Source organism: Streptomyces sp. NPDC002619, assembly GCF_042889305.1.
GTDB lineage: Bacteria > Actinomycetota > Actinomycetes > Streptomycetales > Streptomycetaceae > Streptomyces.
Window position 1 is genome coordinate 105,602 of the sequence record NZ_JBIAQV010000002.1, and the last position, 16,687, is coordinate 122,288.

The 16,687-nt window shown below is 71.1% G+C and carries 15 protein-coding genes; 3 read left to right on the forward strand and 12 right to left on the reverse strand.

Annotation, left to right across the window (positions count from 1 at the left end; all coding sequences use genetic code 11):
• Nucleotides 1-99 precede the first annotated feature (99 nt).
• The 3 genes from ACFYXB_RS04585 to bldG all read right to left on the reverse strand — a co-directional run bounded on the left by ACFYXB_RS04585 (nucleotide 100) and on the right by bldG (nucleotide 3,765).
• Nucleotides 100-2,508, reverse strand: a complete 2,409-nt coding sequence (locus ACFYXB_RS04585; protein WP_389577638.1) for a sodium-translocating pyrophosphatase — start codon at nucleotides 2,506-2,508, stop codon at nucleotides 100-102.
• A 314-nt stretch (nucleotides 2,509-2,822) separates the two neighbouring features.
• Nucleotides 2,823-3,260 carry an ATP-binding protein gene (locus tag ACFYXB_RS04590; protein ID WP_389577640.1) on the reverse strand — a complete coding sequence of 146 codons (438 nt, stop codon included), beginning with the start codon at nucleotides 3,258-3,260 and terminating at the stop codon, nucleotides 2,823-2,825.
• A 163-nt stretch (nucleotides 3,261-3,423) separates the two neighbouring features.
• Nucleotides 3,424-3,765, reverse strand: coding sequence for an anti-sigma factor antagonist BldG (bldG, locus tag ACFYXB_RS04595; protein WP_010986038.1), 342 nt, complete (start codon nucleotides 3,763-3,765; stop codon nucleotides 3,424-3,426).
• Nucleotides 3,766-3,847: 82 nt separating this feature from the next.
• Here bldG and ACFYXB_RS04600 point away from each other — a divergent pair, with 82 nt between their 5' ends.
• A complete protein-coding gene (locus tag ACFYXB_RS04600) occupies nucleotides 3,848-6,352 on the forward strand; it encodes a DEAD/DEAH box helicase (protein WP_389577643.1) in 2,505 nt (834 codons plus the stop codon).
• A 96-nt stretch (nucleotides 6,353-6,448) separates the two neighbouring features.
• Here ACFYXB_RS04600 and ACFYXB_RS04605 read toward each other — a convergent pair whose 3' ends face one another.
• The 7 genes from ACFYXB_RS04605 to ssd all read right to left on the reverse strand — a co-directional run bounded on the left by ACFYXB_RS04605 (nucleotide 6,449) and on the right by ssd (nucleotide 11,524).
• Nucleotides 6,449-6,880: an Rv3654c family TadE-like protein gene (locus ACFYXB_RS04605; RefSeq protein WP_389577646.1), complete on the reverse strand. Its 432-nt coding sequence runs from the start codon at nucleotides 6,878-6,880 to the stop codon at nucleotides 6,449-6,451.
• Nucleotides 6,877-7,215 (reverse strand): TadE family type IV pilus minor pilin, encoded by a 339-nt coding sequence (locus ACFYXB_RS04610; RefSeq protein ID WP_389577649.1) that lies wholly within the window; start codon nucleotides 7,213-7,215, stop codon nucleotides 6,877-6,879. The genes ACFYXB_RS04605 and ACFYXB_RS04610 overlap by 4 nt, the downstream gene beginning before the upstream one ends.
• 28 nt (nucleotides 7,216-7,243) lie before the next feature.
• Nucleotides 7,244-7,447 (reverse strand): DUF4244 domain-containing protein, encoded by a 204-nt coding sequence (locus ACFYXB_RS04615; RefSeq protein ID WP_389577651.1) that lies wholly within the window; start codon nucleotides 7,445-7,447, stop codon nucleotides 7,244-7,246.
• Nucleotides 7,448-7,513: 66 nt separating this feature from the next.
• A complete protein-coding gene (locus ACFYXB_RS04620; RefSeq protein WP_389577653.1) occupies nucleotides 7,514-8,299 on the reverse strand; it encodes a type II secretion system F family protein in 786 nt (261 codons plus the stop codon).
• The gene (locus ACFYXB_RS04625; protein ID WP_389577655.1) at nucleotides 8,296-9,156 is read right to left on the reverse strand and encodes a type II secretion system F family protein; all 861 of its coding nucleotides are present in this window, start codon (nucleotides 9,154-9,156) and stop codon (nucleotides 8,296-8,298) included. Before ACFYXB_RS04625 ends, ACFYXB_RS04620 begins: the two co-directional genes overlap by 4 nt.
• A 5-nt stretch (nucleotides 9,157-9,161) precedes the next feature.
• Nucleotides 9,162-10,424, reverse strand: coding sequence for a TadA family conjugal transfer-associated ATPase (locus ACFYXB_RS04630; protein ID WP_389577658.1), 1,263 nt, complete (start codon nucleotides 10,422-10,424; stop codon nucleotides 9,162-9,164).
• On the reverse strand, nucleotides 10,421-11,524 hold the full coding sequence (gene ssd / locus ACFYXB_RS04635; protein WP_389577661.1) for a septum site-determining protein Ssd: 1,104 nt from the start codon (nucleotides 11,522-11,524) through the stop codon (nucleotides 10,421-10,423). Before ssd ends, ACFYXB_RS04630 begins: the two co-directional genes overlap by 4 nt.
• A gap of 581 nt (nucleotides 11,525-12,105) precedes the next feature.
• Here ssd and ACFYXB_RS04640 point away from each other — a divergent pair.
• A complete protein-coding gene (locus ACFYXB_RS04640; RefSeq protein WP_351355174.1) occupies nucleotides 12,106-12,939 on the forward strand; it encodes an HAD family hydrolase in 834 nt (277 codons plus the stop codon).
• A 383-nt stretch (nucleotides 12,940-13,322) separates the two neighbouring features.
• Here the strand turns inward: ACFYXB_RS04640 and ACFYXB_RS04645 are convergent, their stop codons facing one another.
• Nucleotides 13,323-14,147, reverse strand: a complete 825-nt coding sequence (locus ACFYXB_RS04645) for an oxidoreductase (protein ID WP_389577663.1) — start codon at nucleotides 14,145-14,147, stop codon at nucleotides 13,323-13,325.
• Between the two features lie 101 nt (nucleotides 14,148-14,248).
• On the opposite strand from ACFYXB_RS04645, the gene ACFYXB_RS04650 reads away from it, so the two are divergent.
• Nucleotides 14,249-15,229, forward strand: coding sequence for an ATP-binding protein (locus ACFYXB_RS04650; protein WP_389577666.1), 981 nt, complete (start codon nucleotides 14,249-14,251; stop codon nucleotides 15,227-15,229).
• Between the two features lie 6 nt (nucleotides 15,230-15,235).
• Here ACFYXB_RS04650 and ACFYXB_RS04655 read toward each other — a convergent pair whose 3' ends face one another.
• Nucleotides 15,236-16,498, reverse strand: coding sequence for a hypothetical protein (locus tag ACFYXB_RS04655; RefSeq protein ID WP_389577669.1), 1,263 nt, complete (start codon nucleotides 16,496-16,498; stop codon nucleotides 15,236-15,238).
• Between the last annotated feature and the right edge of the window lie 189 nt (nucleotides 16,499-16,687).

A 16,687-nucleotide genomic window follows, 5' to 3' on the forward strand; every position in this document is an offset into this window, starting at 1 on the left:
AGAAGGCTCACGATGAGGGCACTCACACACACGAACGGGCGGGCGGCACGTCAACACGCGCCTCCCGCCCGCACGTTGTGCGGCTCCTTGGTGGGACCGCTACGAAACCACCGCGGGATCAGCCGACTTGGAGGACCGATCGGCGTTGGCCTCCTCGTCCCCCATGGCGATACCGCGCCGCTTGGACACGTACACCGCGCCGACGATGACGACGAGCGCGATGACCGCGATCAGGATCCGTACGCCGAGGCTCTTGTCCTCGCCGTAGCTGAACTTGATGACCGCGGGCGCGATGAGCAGCGACACCAGGTTCATCACCTTCAGCAGCGGGTTGATCGCGGGACCGGCGGTGTCCTTGAACGGGTCGCCGACCGTGTCACCGATCACCGTGGCGGCGTGGGCCTCGCTGCCCTTGCCGCCGTGGTGGCCGTCCTCGACGAGCTTCTTGGCGTTGTCCCAGGCGCCGCCGGAGTTGGCGAGGAACACCGCCATCAGCGTGCCCGCGCCGATCGCACCGGCGAGGTAGGAGCCGAGCGCGCCCACACCGAGCGTGAACCCGATGAAGATCGGCGCCATCACGGCGAGCAGTCCCGGCGTGGCCAGCTCGCGCAGGGCGTCCTTGGTGCAGATGTCGACGACCTTGCCGTACTCCGGCTGCTCGCTGTAGTCCATGATCCCGGGGTGCTCGCGGAACTGCCGCCGCACCTCGTACACCACGGAACCCGCCGACCGCGACACGGCGCTGATGGCGAGTCCGGAGAAGAGGAAGACGACCGCCGCGCCCGCGATCAGGCCGACGAGGTTGTTGGGCTGCGAGATGTCCATGGACAGACTCAGCGGCGCGCCCGGACCGGTCAGCTTCGCGCCCACGTCCTGCACATTGGTGGTGATCGCGTCGCGGTACGACCCGAAGAGCGCCGACGCCGCCAGCACTGCCGTGGCGATGGCGATGCCCTTGGTGATGGCCTTGGTCGTGTTGCCGACCGCGTCCAGGTTGGTGAGTACCTGCGCGCCCGCGCCTTGCACGTCGCCGGACATCTCGGCGATGCCCTGCGCGTTGTCGGAGACCGGACCGAAGGTGTCCATGGCGACGATCACACCGACGGTGGTGAGCAGACCGGTTCCGGCCAGCGCCACCGCGAACAGCGCGAGCATGATCGACGTACCGCCGAGCAGGAACGCGCCGTAGACGCCGAGGCCGATCAGCAGCGCGGTGTAGACGGCCGATTCGAGACCCAACGAGACGCCGGCGAGGACGACGGTGGCGGGACCCGTGAGCGAGGACTTGCCGATGTCCCGTACCGGACGGCGGTTGGTCTCGGTGAAGTAGCCGGTCAGCTGCTGGATCACGGCGGCGAGCAGGATGCCGATGGCCACGGCGACCAGGGCGAGGATCCGCGGATCGCCGTCCTTGCTCCGGATCGCCGCGTCGGTGATGCCGTCGAGGTCCGCGTACTTCCCGGGCAGATAGACGTAGACCGCGATCGCGACGAGCGCTAGCGAGATCACCGCGGAGATGAAGAAGCCGCGGTTGATCGCGGTCATGCCGCTGCGGTCGCTGCGGCGCGGGGCGACCGCGAAGATGCCGATCATCGCGGTGATCACACCGATCGCCGGCACGAGCAACGGGAAGGCGAGCCCGGAGTCGCCGAAGGCCACCTTGCCGAGAATCAGCGCGGCGACCAGGGTCACGGCGTACGACTCGAACAGGTCGGCCGCCATGCCGGCACAGTCGCCGACGTTGTCGCCCACATTGTCGGCGATGGTCGCGGCATTGCGCGGATCGTCCTCCGGAATGCCCTGCTCGACCTTGCCGACCAGGTCGGCGCCGACGTCGGCGGCCTTGGTGAAGATGCCGCCGCCGACTCGCATGAACATCGCGATCAGGGCGGCTCCGAGGCCGAAGCCTTCGAGCACCTTCGGCGCGTCGGCCGCGTACACGAGCACCACACAGGAGGCGCCCAGCAGGCCTAGCCCCACTGTGAACATGCCGACGACGCCGCCCGTGCGGAATGCGATCTTCATGGCTTTGTGCGAGACGGCGGTGAGATCCTTTTCCGGCTCGCCTTCGGCCGGGGTGGCTTCCCGGGCCGCCGCGGCGACGCGCACATTGCTGCGCACGGCGAGCCACATGCCGATATAGCCGGTGGCTGCCGAGAACGCCGCACCGATCAGGAAGAAGACCGATCGTCCGGCGCGCTGATTCCAGTCGTCCGCGGGCAGTAGCAGGAGCAGGAAGAACACGACCACGGCGAATACGCCGAGCGTGCGCAGCTGCCGGGCCAGATAGGCGTTTGCGCCTTCCTGGACCGCCGCCGCGATCTTCTTCATGCTGTCGGTGCCTTCGTCGGCGGCGAGCACCTGGCGCACCAGGATCCCGGCGACCACGAGTGCCGCCAGTGCGACGACCGCGATCACCGCCACCAGGATCCGGTTGTCGTCCGTCAGGACCGCTGCCGCGAAGGTTGTGGGGTGGCCCAACTGATGAGGGGTAGAAAGCCCCGCCATTCGTCCTCCTTGACGCTTGGGCTGAGCTCAAGATGTGGACGGATTGTAGGTACCGGAACCTGATCAAAACAGAGCGCGGGAAATGAAGTTGCCCTTCACATGCTCCTCAGCAAATGATCGACGGCCGGTCACGGAACCCGAAAGAGGTAATGCCCCAAAAGCATTGACGCTTGATCCATTATCGCGTGATTGATCGTGAATCAATTCACGAAATCCTCTGAATCACTGTACGCGGGGGCCTCAGCAGCCGCACATGCCGAAGGGCCCCACCGGGTGGGGCCCTTCGGTACGGATAAACGCGTCGCCGTGCGGCGTCAGGCAAGCACGGTGGCCGGCGGGGTCGTCGGCCAGGTCATACGGATCAGACCGCCGTGCTCCCCGGCGGTGACCTCCACGTCGTCGACGAGGCCGCTGATGACCGCGAGGCCCATCTCGTCCTCCTCGGCCTCCGCGTCCGTCTCCTCCGTGGCGCTCCCCGGAGCCCGGTCACCCGGGGCCGAGCGCGGCGCCTCGTCGCCGACCTCGATGGAGAACTGCTTCTCCTCCTCGATCAGCGCCACCTTCACCGGCGAGGTGATGCCGGAGCTCTGGTGCAGTCCGACGGCACGGGAGCAGGCCTCGCCCACGGCGAGCCGGACCTCGTCGAGTACGGCCTCGTCCACTCCGGCCCTGCGCGCAACCGCTGCCGCCACGAGTCGGGCGGTCCTGACGTGCTCGGGCAGCGCGCTGAAGCGGAGTTCAACGGTGGCCATGCATCCCCCTCTGAACAACGGGCGTGCGCTCGGGGGGCCGGGCCGCCGAAAGCCCTGACCCCCCTGGATGAACTTCATGCGCCCCGGGCGACCTGGCCCGGAGCAGGGCCTGCCTCACGACTCGGACCGATCGGCGGCCCGGGGTCGGTCGGCAGGCCCGGGGTCAGTCGGTGGCCGCCACCGCTTCCTCGACCGAGGTGTGAATCGGGAACACCTTGGTGAGACCGGTGATGCGGAAGATCTTCAGAATGCGCTCCTGGTTGCACACCAGGCGCAGCGAGCCCTCATGGGCACGCACACGCTTCAGGCCGCCGACCAGCACGCCGAGCCCGGTGGAGTCGAGGAAGTCCACGCCCTCCATGTCGACGACGAGGTGGAAATTCCCGTCGTTCACCAGCTCGACCAGCTGCTCGCGCAGCTTGGGCGCGGTATATACGTCGATTTCGCCACCGACCTCGACGACCGTACGATCGCCGACGGTACGGGTCGACAGGGACAGGTCCACGGATCCTCCAGCACCTTGCTATCGAGCGGTCGCCCCTCGGGACACCTCGGCTTGCGGCCCCCGGGACGCAACGCCAGCCGCGATGGCATTCAATCACTTACCGGCAGGCGTGCACGACGCCTTGGCCCCATTGTCCGTCACTCCGGTGACACACTCGATGCCGATGGCCAAGAATCACCGATCCGATCGGCATCCGGCGAACGACGCGCCCGGCTTCTCTCCGGGCGTGGTCCTGGACCGGCTCGTCTCGGTCCCGAGCCGGGCTTCGCGCATCACTCATACGGAGCACTTGCCCCCGCGCGAGGGCCGCCATGCCGTCTGGCCTGACCGGATTCGCGCGGAGGTGATCGCCGCCGTCCAGGCCGCGGGCATCACCGACCCGTGGGCCCACCAGGCACGGGCCGCCGAGCACGCCCTGGACGGCGACTCGGTGATCGTGGCCACCGGCACGGCGTCCGGCAAGTCCCTGGCTTACCTCGTCCCGGTCCTCTCCGCGCTCCTGGACGGCTCCGAGGCCCCGAACGGCCGCGGCGCCACCGCCCTGTATCTGGCGCCCACGAAGGCCCTCGCGGCGGACCAGTGCCGCTCGGTGAAGGAACTTTCACAACCTCTGGGCAATGCCGTACGCCCGGCCGTGTACGACGGCGACACTCCGTTCGAGGAACGGGAGTGGATCCGCCAGTACGCCAACTACGTCCTCACCAACCCCGACATGCTGCACCGGGGCATATTGCCGTCCCACCCCCGCTGGTCCTCCTTCCTGAAGTCGCTCAAGTACGTCGTGATCGACGAGTGCCACACCTACCGGGGTGTCTTCGGCTCCCACGTGGCCCAGGTGCTGCGCCGACTGCGCCGGCTGTGCGCGCGCTACGGCGCGTCGCCGGTGTTCCTGCTGGCCTCCGCGACCGCCGCCGAGCCCGCCGTGGCCGCCCGGCGGCTGACCGGCCTGCCGGTGGTCGAGGTCGCCGACGACGCCTCCCCACGCGGGGAACTGGTGTTCGCTCTCTGGGAGCCCCCGCTCACCGAGCTGCACGGCGAGAAGGGCGCCCCCGTCCGGCGTACCGCCACCGCCGAGACGGCCGACCTGCTGACCGACCTCGCCGTGCAGGGCGTGCGCTCGGTCGCCTTCGTACGCTCCCGGCGCGGCGCCGAGCTGATCTCGGTCATCGCCCAGGAGCGCCTCGCCGAGGTCGACCGCTCACTGGCCGGGCGTGTCGCCGCCTACCGCGGCGGCTACCTCCCCGAGGAGCGCCGCGCCCTGGAACGCGCCCTGCACTCCGGCGAACTCCTCGGCCTGGCCGCCACGACCGCCCTGGAGCTCGGCGTGGACGTGTCGGGCCTGGACGCCGTCGTGATCGCCGGATACCCGGGCACGCGCGCGTCCCTGTGGCAGCAGGCGGGCAGGGCGGGCCGCTCGGGCCAGGGCGCCCTCGCGGTGCTGGTCGCCCGCGACGACCCGCTGGACACCTTCCTCGTCCACCACCCCGAGGCCCTGTTCGACCAGCCCGTCGAGTCCACGGTCCTCGACCCCGACAACCCCTACGTCCTCGCCCCGCACCTGTGCGCGGCCGCCGCGGAACTCCCGCTGACCGACGAGGACCTGGACCTCTTCGGCCCCGCCTGCGCGGAACTGCTGCCGCAGCTCGAGGCCGCGAAGCTGCTGCGCCGGCGGACGAAGGCCTGGCACTGGACGCGCCGGGAGCGGGCCGCCGACCTGACCGACATCCGCGGCGCGGGCGGACGGCCGGTGCAGGTCGTGGAGACCGGCACCGGGCGGCTGCTCGGCACGGTCGACGCGAGCGCCGCGCACTCGACGGTGCACGAGGGAGCGGTGCACCTGCACCAGGGCCGTACGTACCTGGTGCGCTCCCTGGACCTGGAGGACTCGGTCGCCCTGGTCGAACAGGCCGACCCGCCCTATTCGACGGTCGCCCGCGACACGACGTCGATCTCCGTCCTGGAGACGGACGTCGAGGTCCCCTGGGGCGCGGGGCGCCTGTGCTACGGCTCGGTCGAGGTCACGAACCAGGTGGTCTCCTTCCTGCGTCGGCGGCTCATCACCGGTGAAGTACTGGGCGAGTCGAAGCTCGACCTCCCTCCTCGTACGCTGCGCACACGCGCCGTGTGGTGGACGGTCACCGAGGACCAGCTGGACGAGGCCCGGATCAACCCGGAGATCCTCGGCGGCTCCCTGCACGCCGCCGAGCACGCCTCGATCGGCATGCTGCCCCTGTTCGCCACCTGCGACCGCTGGGACATCGGCGGCGTCTCGGTCCCGCTGCACCCCGACACGCTCCTGCCCACGGTCTTCGTCTACGACGGCCACCCCGGCGGGGCGGGATTCGCGGAGCGCGCCTTCCACACCGCCCGCGACTGGCTCACCGCCACCCGCGAGGCCATCGCCTCCTGCGAGTGCGAGGCCGGCTGCCCGTCCTGCGTCCAGTCCCCCAAGTGCGGCAACGGCAACGACCCACTGCACAAGAGGGGCGCGGTCCGGCTCCTCACGACGCTGCTGCGGGGGGCGCCGGAGGAGAAGCCCGGGGAGAAGCCGGGGAAGAAGCCGGACGAGGCGGTTCCCGCGGGATAACCGGCTCGGGTGCCCATGGGCCGGCCGATTTCCGCCCCGTGGCCCGGCCAGCTTCCGCGAACCTCGGCATCGGCCGGCTGCGGGCCTGGTGGCCGGCTATGGGGCTGGGGGACCGCCGGTCGGCTCGGGCGCCTCCAGCCGGTCCCCTGACGGGTCTGGTGGCGGGTCCTGCGGTACCGGTCCTGCCGGGCCCGCACGTGCCCTGACCTCCGCCGCGAAGGGGCCGCTGCCCGCCGTCGCCGTCACGTCCGAGATCTCGCCCACGACGGCGCACCGAGCCAACCGCGTCCCCTGTGCCGAGGCCACCCGCTCGGCGCGGGCGCACGCCGCCTCCGCACCCTCGGCCCAGTGGTCCGCCGCGGCGAGCGCCGCGAGATCCGCACCGCCCGCCGCACGGTGCCGGACCACGACGGCCTGCCCGAGGGCGAGCACGACGCCGAACACCACGCACAGGATCCCGATCGCGCCGATACTCCATACGGTGGCGGAACCCCGGTCGGAGAAACAGCTCACAAAGCGCCGGCTCACGGCCCCGCCTCCCCGGTCCCCACCGCCTCCTCCGCCGCCGCCACGGCCTCCTCCCGCACCTCCAGAGGAAGACCGCTCAGCAGCGGCGGCTTCGCCACAACTGTCACCCGTACCTGGTCCCCCTTCCGGGCGACCGTGACGTCGGCGCCCTCGGGTGCCGCCTCCCGGGTGACCGTCACGACCGCGTCGGCAGGATCCTGCCGCGCGGCCGCCCGCGCGCCCGCCCTGGCCGCATCCACGCACTGGATCTGCGCCGCGACCACGAACAGCCCCCAGACCAGTGCCATCGTGAACGCCACCAGGACGGGCAGCACCACGGCTGCCTCCGCCGTCACGAACCCCGCATCGCGCCTCTCGCCCCGCTCACATCCGCGCACTGAGGGCTCGCTTCACGATGGCCTGCAGTTCCGCCCGGACCTGCCCGCTCGTCACGACCTCGTAGAGGAGCAATGCGAACCCCACCGCGGCGACGATCCCCATCGCGTACTCGGACGTCACCATCCCCGCGTCCCGGCACCGCAGTGCCCCCAACCTCGCCCGCACCTTCCGGATCTTCTTCTCGAACATCCCAACTCCGTTTGTTCTCAGCTGTTCTCAACCCTGTCGATCACATCCGTCACCTCTTCGCGCCGCTCATCGGCCACCCCCTCCCACGACCCCGCCGGCCAGCCCGATCACGACGGGCAGAACACCGACCGCGATGAAGGCGGGCAGGAAGCACAGCCCGACCGGCGCGGTGACCATGACGGCCGCCCGGCGGGCCCGTGCCGTCGCGGCGCGCGCCCACTGCGCACGGGCGTCCGCGGCGAGCCGGGCGACCGGGCCGGCCGCGGGGAGCCCGGACTCGTCGGCGCGTTGCAGGAGCCGCGCCAGGGCCCCGGCACCCGGCATCGAGGCCAACCGCCGCCAGGCGTCACCCGGTTCGCCGCCGAGCCGTACCTCCGCGGCACCCCGCGCCAGCGCCTCTCCCACGGGGCCCCCGAGGGCCTCGCCGACGGCCTGGGCGGCGAGCACCGGACCGGCCCCCGCCGCGATGCAGGCGGCCAGCAGGTCGGCGGCGAGCGGGAGTTGGTGTGCGGCCTCGGCGGCGTCGAACTCCTCCGCCCGGCTCTCCTCCCCCTGCCGGCGCCGCCACCGCCACAGCGCCACACCGACGCCCACGCCCACCAGGACCCCGGCGACCCCGCCGACCAGCACCCACCCGGCGCACACGGCCCCGGCCACGGGCGCCCAGCGTCGTACGACACCCCGCACCGCCAACGAGGGCCCGGCGTCCGCCGCCTCCAGCACCACCAACGAGGCCAGACGTCGCCGTATCCGACGCTCACGCCGCACCCCCACCAGCCTCAGCACCAGCCACCCGAGGGGCAGCGCCGCCAGGGCGACCACCCCCAGCCTGTGGACGACATCCGCGCTCACGTCGCCTCCGCTCGCCGCACGATCCGCGCCGCCCACCACATCCCGGCACCTTCGAGCACAGCGCCGATCACCAGGCAGCCCAGCCCCGCACCGGTGTGCAGCAGCACATGCAGCGGATTCGCGCCCATGGCCGTGCCGAGCAGGAGCCCCAGGACGGGCAGCGCTGCGAGCATCACCGCGGTCGCTCGGGCACCCGCCAACTGGGCGCGGAGGTCGGCGCGTTGGTCCCGTTCCGCCCGCAGGGCCGCGTCGAGCCGGTCGAGCCCGGCCGCGAGCCCGGCGCCCTGGTCGACGGCGACCCGCCAGCACGCCGCGAGCCCCAGCAGCCCCTCGGCACCCGACTGCCGGGCAGCCACGGCGAGCGCGCCCGGTACGTCCCCGCCGAACCGCGCCGCCGCGACCACCGCACCCTGCGCCTCCCCGAGCCCGTCGGAGTCCCGCGCTGCCCGCAACAGCGCCTCGCCCGGCTGCCGTCCCGACCGCACTTCACCGGCGAGTCCCCCGCACAGGGCGATCACCGCGTCCCCGCGGCGCTCCCGGGCCTGCCGCACCTCACGGGCCAGCCGCACCCGGCGCAGCACCGGCACCCCGGCCGCCCCCGCGGCGACCGGAATCACCGACACGCCCAGCAGCGCGAGCACCAGCCCGGCGCCGAACGCCCACCACTCGGCCCGCAACCGCCCTCGCAGCCGCCGCAGTTCACCGACGGCCCACTCCCACGAGGGTGGCCCGGTCCCCACCACCCCGCCGCCCGCGAGCAGCAACCGCGCCCGCCGCGCCCCGTGGTGCCGCCCGCCCAGCATCCAGACGGCTGCGCCGACACACGCCGCGGCGGCACCCATCGACATCTCACCCATCACCTTCACCATTCCCGTCGCTCTTCGTCGCGCCCGCCGCTTCCGTCACTCCCGACACGCCCATCAACTCCGCAGCCCTCATGAGCTCCGCCACCGCCACCGCGAAGCAGCCCCCGCAGCCGCGCCCACCCCTGCTCCCGCGCGAACTCCCGCATGCCCCAGCGCAGCGCCGGAACCGTCCGCACCAGCCCCGAGGGATCCCGCTCGAGCACATGCACCTCGGCGATCCGGCGCCGCCCGGTCCGGTCCCGTACGAGGTGCAGCACCACCGACAGCGCCGCCGCCAACTGGCTGTGCAGCGCGGCCCGGTCGAGCCCGGCGGCCGTACCCAGCGCCTCCAGACGAGCCGGGACGTCCGCGGCGGCATTGGCGTGGACCGTGCAACAGCCGCCTTCGTGGCCCGTATTGAGCGCCGCGAGCAGATGCACGACCTCCGGACCGCGCACCTCGCCCACGACCAGCCGGTCGGGCCGCATCCGCAGCGCCTGCCGCACCAGGTCCTCGAGAGTGACCAGGCCGGCGCCCTCCTGGTTGGCAGGTCTGGTCTCCAGCCGCACGACGTGCGGGTGATCGGGCCGCAGTTCCGCCGAGTCCTCCGCCAGCACGATCCGCTCGCCCGGTCCGACCAGCCCGAGCAGCGCGCTCAAAAGAGTCGTCTTGCCGCAGCCCGTCCCACCGCTGATGAGGAACGACAACCGCGCATCCAGGAGCGCCCGCAGGACGCGGTCCCCGCCGGGCGGTACCGTGCCCGCCGCCACCAGTTCGTCGAGCGTGAACGCCCGCGGCCGTACGACCCGCAGGGACAGACAGGTGCTGCCGACCGCCACCGGAGGCAGCACCGCGTGCAGCCGGGTCCCGTCGGGCAGGCGGGCGTCGGCCCAGGGGCGCGCGTCGTCCAGCCGCCGTCCAGCCACCGCGGCCAGGCGCTGCGCGAGTCGCCGTACCGCCGCCGCGTCGGGGAAGGTCACCGGGGTCAGTTCGAGTCCGCCGCCCCGATCGACCCAGACGCGGTCCGGGGCCGACACCAGGACGTCGGTGACCGACGGGTCGGCGAGCAGCGGCTCGAGGGGTCCGCTGCCGATCAGTTCGGAGCGCAACCGCTCGGCCGCGCCGAGGACTTCGGCGTCACCGAGCACCCGTCCCTGTTCGCGCAGCGCCTGCGCCACGCGCGCGGGTGTCGGTTCGGCTCCGCTCTCGGCCAGCCATCGCCGTACGCCGTCCAGGAGCGGGGGACCGTCCGCCGTACCGGGTCCGGGGAACGTGCTCATACGCCACCCGCTTCCACCAGCGTCCGCTCCCAGAAGCCCTTGCAGAAGCGGGCGAGCGGTCCGCGGCCGGCCGCTCCGGGCGGTTTGCCGCTCTCGTGGGGACGCAACAGCCCCGACTCCACGGGTACTTCACCGGCCAGCGGCAGGCCGAGCAGGCGGGCCACCTCGCGGTCGTCCAGACCGGGCGCGTACGGCCCCCGTACCGCCACGCGCAGGTCGCGGACGACCATGCCGACGGCGGACGCCACCCGCCCGGCCGCCGCGACGGCCCGCAGTTCGGCGGGGACCACGAGGAGCGCGAGGTCGAGCTGGGCCAGGGCCTCGGCGACCCCGTCGTCCAGGCGGCGGGGCAGATCGACGACGACCGTGCCGCCACGCCGGCGGGCGGCGGCCAGCACCGCGCGCACGGCCTGGGACGGCACGGCGACGCAGTCGCCGCGGTCCCAGCTGAGCACCCGCAGGGAGTGCAGCTGGGGCAGCGACTCCTCCAGGGCGCCGCCGCCGACCCGGCCGCGCGAGGCGGCGAAGGCGGGCCAGCGCAGTCCTTCGGCCGTCTCGCCGCCGAGGAGTACGTCGAGTCCGCCGCCGAGCGGGTCCGCGTCCACGAGCAGGGTGCGCATTCCCTCACGCGCGGAGGTGACGGCGAGCGCGCAGGCCAGCGTGGAGGCTCCGGCCCCGCCGCGTCCGCCGACCACGCCGACGGTGAGCGCCGGACGGCCGACGCCCTCGGCGACGTCGGCGATGCGGTCGACCAGCCACTGCTCGCCGTCGGGCAACATCAGGACGTGGTCGGCACCGATCTGGACGGCGCGTTTCCAGACCTCGGAGTCGTCCTGGTCACGGCCGACCAGCACCACTCCCCTTCTGCGCGCGGCCCCACGCACCCGGCGCGCCGCGTCGTCGCCGACCAGGACGAGCGGCGCCGCTTCCCAGCCGCCGCCGCGCTCCGGTACTCCGTGGTGGACCTCGGGTGTGGCGCCGGCCGCCGCGCACAGGCGCAGCAGATCGTCGAGAAGCTGGGCGTCCTCGGTGACGATCAACGGCCGTCCCGGCCGTCCTGCGGTGCTGGGCGGCGGATCGTGAGTGACAGTTCCGGCCACGTGTGCTCCCCCTTCGCTGCATCTACCGCGCAGCCCTCCGCGGCCACGCGATTCCCGAACGTGTGAAGAACCGGCAACCGGCCTCCATATGAACGGCCGATACGAACCGGCCAAACGCGCGCCGACAAACGGAACCGGCCATGAACTCGCCATGGACGCGGCGCGCTGGAATCACGGTGCAGCGGGCCCGGAAATAATGTGGATCTTGGTCGAAAACTGTGGACAACTCAGTGGTTGTGAATATCGCTGTCACCCATACCGGTGAGCGGTGCACCGGTCCCCGCGACTTTCACAGAGCAGCGTTATGGCTACCCACAGTGACGGATCACGGGTATGCCAAAGGGACGGTCGATGCCGACCTGTCGCGGTCTCGCGACCGCCTGGAGTGAGAGAAACCCCGCCTGGACATGCGACGACCCCCGCCGGGGGGGAGAGCGGGGGTCGTCCCCACGGCCGACTCGGGGGGGGAGGAGCCGGACCGGGTTAGCACGGTCGCGAACGATCCGTGACTTCCATGGTGTACCCGAGAGCCTTCTCAGGCAAACCCACGCGCCCCACCTTACGCCGAATGGTGGGCGCCTATGCTCAGGGGCGTGGAAAACCACTCCTTGCCCCGCACAGCGGCCTTCTTTGACCTGGACAAGACGGTCATTGCGAAGTCGAGCACGCTCACGTTCAGCAAGTCGTTCTACCAAGGCGGGCTGATCAACCGCAGGGCCGCCTTGCGTACCGCGTATGCCCAGTTCGTCTTCCTCGTCGGCGGCATGGACCACGACCAGATGGAGCGGACGCGCGAGTACCTCTCCGGGCTCGTCCGCGGCTGGAACGTCCAGCAGGTGAAGGAGATCGTCGCCGAGACCCTGCACGACCTGATCGACCCGATCATCTACGACGAGGCCGCCTCCCTCATCGAGGAGCACCACACGGCCGGCCGCGACGTCGTCATCGTGTCCACGTCGGGCGCCGAGGTGGTCGAGCCGATCGGCGAGCTGCTCGGCGCGGACCGGGTGGTGGCCACCCGGATGATCGTGGGCGACGACGGCTGCTTCACCGGAGAGGTGGAGTACTACGCGTACGGCCCGACGAAGGCCGAGGCGATCAAGGAACTGGCCGCGTCCGAGGGGTACGACCTCGACCGCTGCTACGCCTACAGCGACTCCGCGACCGACCTGCCGATGCTCGAGGTCGTCGGACATCCGCACGCGGTGAACCCGGACCGGGCACTGCGCCGCGAGGCACTCGCGCGCGGGTGGCCGATCCTGGACTTCCACCGCCCGGTGCGGCTCAAGCAGCGACTGCCCGCGCTCTCGGCGCCGCCGCGTCCGGTTCTGGTCGCAGCGGCGGCCATAGGCGCGGCCGCGGCCACGGCGGGACTGGTCTGGTACGCCAACCGGCGCCGGAGTTCGGCGGCGTGATCCGGCCTTTCGCCGGTCGGGTGAGTTCGTGCGGGATTTCGACGCCCGATTAGACCCTGTTGGATCGCGTTTGAACCTAAAAGTAAAGAACTAGGGGCAGGGGTTCCGCTTGCTCCCGGCTTGCAGTACAAAGGACACAACGGCCCGCGAGACCAAAGGACATCCGAGAGGATCACCTTTAGAACGCATTTGGCCCACGGACCTAGCATGAACACTGGGCACCCACGCGACGTCGACCCGTCGATTACGGGCCAGCTGCACCAGGTGACGGGCAAAGTTCCCGACCTGATGGGCAACATATCGAGGACGCCTGGTAACTCGGTGAACATGCCAGCGGCGGTACGAGCACTCGTACCGCCGCAACCCTGTCGAGGCCCTGACCTTCAGGCCGCCCCGCGCTGCAGCGCCTCGCACACCGCCGTCGATTCGCGCGCACCCAGCTCGACCGCCCTGCCGCAGTGGGCGATCCACGCCGCCATGCCCTCCGGAGTGCCGGAGACATAGCCGTCGAGGGCCGCCAGATAGGCCGCGCGGCCCAGTTCGGCGTGGCCCACCTCGGCCGGGCACACCGACTTCGGGTCGAGGCCGCTGCCGACCAGGACGATCCGCTCGGCCGCGCGCGCGACCAGCCCGTTGTGGGAGGTGAACGGGCGCAGTGCGAGCAGCTCGCCGTGCACGACGGCCGCCGTCACCAGTGCGGGTGCGGAACTCCCCGCGATGACCAGCTGCGAGAGACCCTCCAGCCGGCCCGACACCTCGTCCGCGTCCGGCAGCGGCAGCTCGATCAGCGGCTCGTGGACGGGTTCGCCGTCGCGCCGGGGCCGGCCGACCTCGTCCTCGTTGCTCGCCGCGGCCACCAGGTGCAGCCGGGCCAGCACCCGCAGCGGCGACTGCCGCCAGATGGACAGCAGTTGGCCCGCCTCCGCGGTCAGCCGCAGGGCGGCGCCCATGACACGCGCCTCGTCGTCGACGCTGAAGTCGGTGCGCCGCCGCACCTCCTCCAGGGCCCAGTCGGCGCCGGACAGCGCGGCGGAACCCCGGGCGCCGCGCAGCGCGGCCTCGGAGGTGATCTCGTTGCTGCGGCGCCGCATGACCCGGTGCCCGTAGACCCGGTCCACGGCCTTGCGCATGGACTCCACGGACTCGGCCACACCGGGCAGCGAACCCAGGGCCGCAAGCGGATCGGCGGTCGCGCCTGTCGTACTCATGAGTACGACATTACGCACCCCCGCGCTCCAACCCCACGAAGGAGTGGTCTTCTTCACTTCACCTGACACCCACAGCGATTAGGTGACTACTCTTCGTGAACATGAAAATTGCTTTCGTCGGAAAGGGCGGCAGCGGCAAGACCACGCTCTCCTCCCTCTTCATCCGCCATCTCACGGCCGCCGGCGCGCCGGTCGTGGCCGTCGACGCCGACATCAACCAGCACCTGGGAGCGGCCCTCGGCCTGGACGACGTCGAGGCGGCCGCGCTGCCCGCGATGGGCGAGCGGCTGTCGCTGATCAAGGACTATCTGCGCGGCTCCAACCCGCGCATCGCCTCGGCGGCGACGATGATCAAGACGACCCCGCCGGGCGAGGGCTCGCGGCTGGTGCGGGTGCGGGAGCCCAATCCGGTGTACGACGCCTGCGCGCGGCCGGTGGAACTCGACGGCGGCGCCGTCCGTTTGATGGTCACGGGGCCCTTCACGGACGCCGACCTGGGGGTCGCTTGCTACCACTCCAAGACGGGAGCGGTGGAGCTGTATCTGAACCACCTGGCCGACGGCAGCGACGAGTACGTGGTGGTCGACATGACCGCCGGCTCCGACTCGTTCGCCTCTGGCCTGTTCACCCGCTTCGACATCACGTTCCTCGTCGCCGAGCCGACCCGGAAGGGAGTCTCCGTCTATCGCCAGTACAAGGAGTACGCCCACGACTTCGGGGTCGTCCTCAAGGTCGTCGGCAACAAGGTGCAGGGGCAGGACGACATCGACTTCCTGCGCGCGGAGGTCGGGGACGACCTGCTCGTGACCGTCGGGCACTCGGACTGGGTGCGTGCAATGGAGAAGGGCCGGCCGCCGCGGTTCGAGCTCCTGGAGGACGTCAACCGCCGTGCCCTGCGCCTGCTTCAGGTCGCCGCCGACGCGACGTACGAGCTGCGGGACTGGGAGCGCTACACACGCCAGATGGTGCACTTCCACCTGAAGAACGCTGACGCGTGGGGCAACGAGCGCACGGGGGTCGACCTGGCAGCGCAGGTCGACCCCGGTTTCGTGCTCGGCGAGGGTGTGGCAACCCCCGTCTGACGGCTGCTACTTGGCCGCCGGCGCCCCCGGCACCCCCTTCGGGGCCGGGGCCGGGCGGCTCGAGAGCAGCGACGCCCAGCCCTGCCTGGGCGCCTCGCCGACGTTCAGGGTGCGCAGCTTGGCCAGGGTCTGCGGGTCCTGGGCGTCGAGCCAGTCAGCGAGCTGCCGGAAGGACACGCAGCGCACTTCGGGCTTGTTGCACACCTGCTGAACGACCTCGTCGAGGGCACGCATATAGGTGCCGCCGTTCCAGGACTCGAAGTGGTTGCCGATGACCAGCGGCGCGCGGTTGCCGTCGTAGGCCCGGTAGAAGCCCTTGAGCAGACCGTCCCGCATCTGGTCGCCCCAGTAGCCGTACTTGTCGGGGTCGCCCTGGGTCGAGGTGCCGGACTGGTTGACCATGAAGTTGTAGTCCATGGTCAGCTGCTCGTAGGTGTGCCCGGGGAAGGGCACGAGCTGCATCGACAGGTCCCACAGGCCCTCCTTCTTCTTGGGCCAGACCTGGTTTTCGACACCGCTCGTGTCATAACGGAAGCCCAGTTCGCGGGCCGCATGCATGAAGTTCTTCTGCCCCTCCTGGCAGGGCGTGCGGGCGCCGATGAGCTCCTTGTCGTAGTCGAAGGGCAGCGGCGCGAGCTTCGTCAGGCCGCTGTTGGTCTTCCAGGTCTTCACGAACTGCTTGGCCTGGGCGATCTCGCTCTTCCATTCATCCACCGACCACTCGCCGACCCCGCCGCCGGCGCCGCAGAAGTGGCCGTTGAAGTGGGTGCCGATCTCGTTGCCCTCAAGCCAGGCCAGCCGCAGTTGCTTGGCGGTGTCGGCGATGCCCTTCTCATCGTTGAAACCGATCTCGGAGCGGCCCGGCGAGTGCTGCGGGGGGTGATAGAGGTCGCGCTTCTCCTCCGGCAGCATGTACACGCCGCTGAGGAAGAACGTCATGTTCGCGTGGTTGTCCTTGGCGACCTTGCGGAAGTGGGAGAACAGCTTCTGGCTGTCCTCGCCCGCGCCGTCCCAGGAGAACACCACGAACTGGGGAGGCTTCTGGCCGGGCTTGAGCCGCTCGGGTCGGGGCAGATGCGGCTGTGACCCGGTGTACGCGGTGGAGCCGTCGCCGATCAGACGGACCACGCTCCTGGGCGCCGGAGCTCCCTGCTGCGGGCCGGACGCCCCTTCCTTGGAACCGCTGGAGCCGCTCTCGCAACCGGCGAGCGACGCGGCACAGGCCGCGGCGACCATGGCACCCGCGGCGATCCTCTGAGTGGCGGCCATGTTCCGCCCACCTTCTTCCTTCTCTCAGGCGAACGCTGATGAGGGCGATTTCTGGTGATGTGCCGGTTTGCGCCGACAGCGCCGCCAAGGTCGCACGGGGCCGAGAAGGAGTTAGCAAGACGAGCCGATGAAATGCTCATTTCATCCCGGTGGGTGAATCGATGCACCATTTGCCCCGAACATCCGTAC

Coding starts and splice junctions, on each gene's coding strand:
- ACFYXB_RS04655 (WP_389577669.1), bottom strand. CDS start 16,498: ATGGCCGCCACTCAGAGGATCGCCGCGGGTGCCATGGTCGCCGCGGCC.
- ACFYXB_RS04645 (WP_389577663.1), bottom strand. CDS start 14,147: ATGAGTACGACAGGCGCGACCGCCGATCCGCTTGCGGCCCTGGGTTCG.
- ACFYXB_RS04615 (WP_389577651.1), bottom strand. CDS start 7,447: ATGTTCGAGAAGAAGATCCGGAAGGTGCGGGCGAGGTTGGGGGCACTG.
- ACFYXB_RS04630 (WP_389577658.1), bottom strand. CDS start 10,424: ATGAGCACGTTCCCCGGACCCGGTACGGCGGACGGTCCCCCGCTCCTG.
- ACFYXB_RS04585 (WP_389577638.1), bottom strand. CDS start 2,508: ATGGCGGGGCTTTCTACCCCTCATCAGTTGGGCCACCCCACAACCTTC.
- ACFYXB_RS04590 (WP_389577640.1), bottom strand. CDS start 3,260: ATGGCCACCGTTGAACTCCGCTTCAGCGCGCTGCCCGAGCACGTCAGG.
- ACFYXB_RS04650 (WP_389577666.1), top strand. CDS start 14,249: ATGAAAATTGCTTTCGTCGGAAAGGGCGGCAGCGGCAAGACCACGCTC.
- ACFYXB_RS04640 (WP_351355174.1), top strand. CDS start 12,106: ATGCTCAGGGGCGTGGAAAACCACTCCTTGCCCCGCACAGCGGCCTTC.
- ACFYXB_RS04625 (WP_389577655.1), bottom strand. CDS start 9,156: ATGGGTGAGATGTCGATGGGTGCCGCCGCGGCGTGTGTCGGCGCAGCC.
- ACFYXB_RS04600 (WP_389577643.1), top strand. CDS start 3,848: ATGGCATTCAATCACTTACCGGCAGGCGTGCACGACGCCTTGGCCCCA.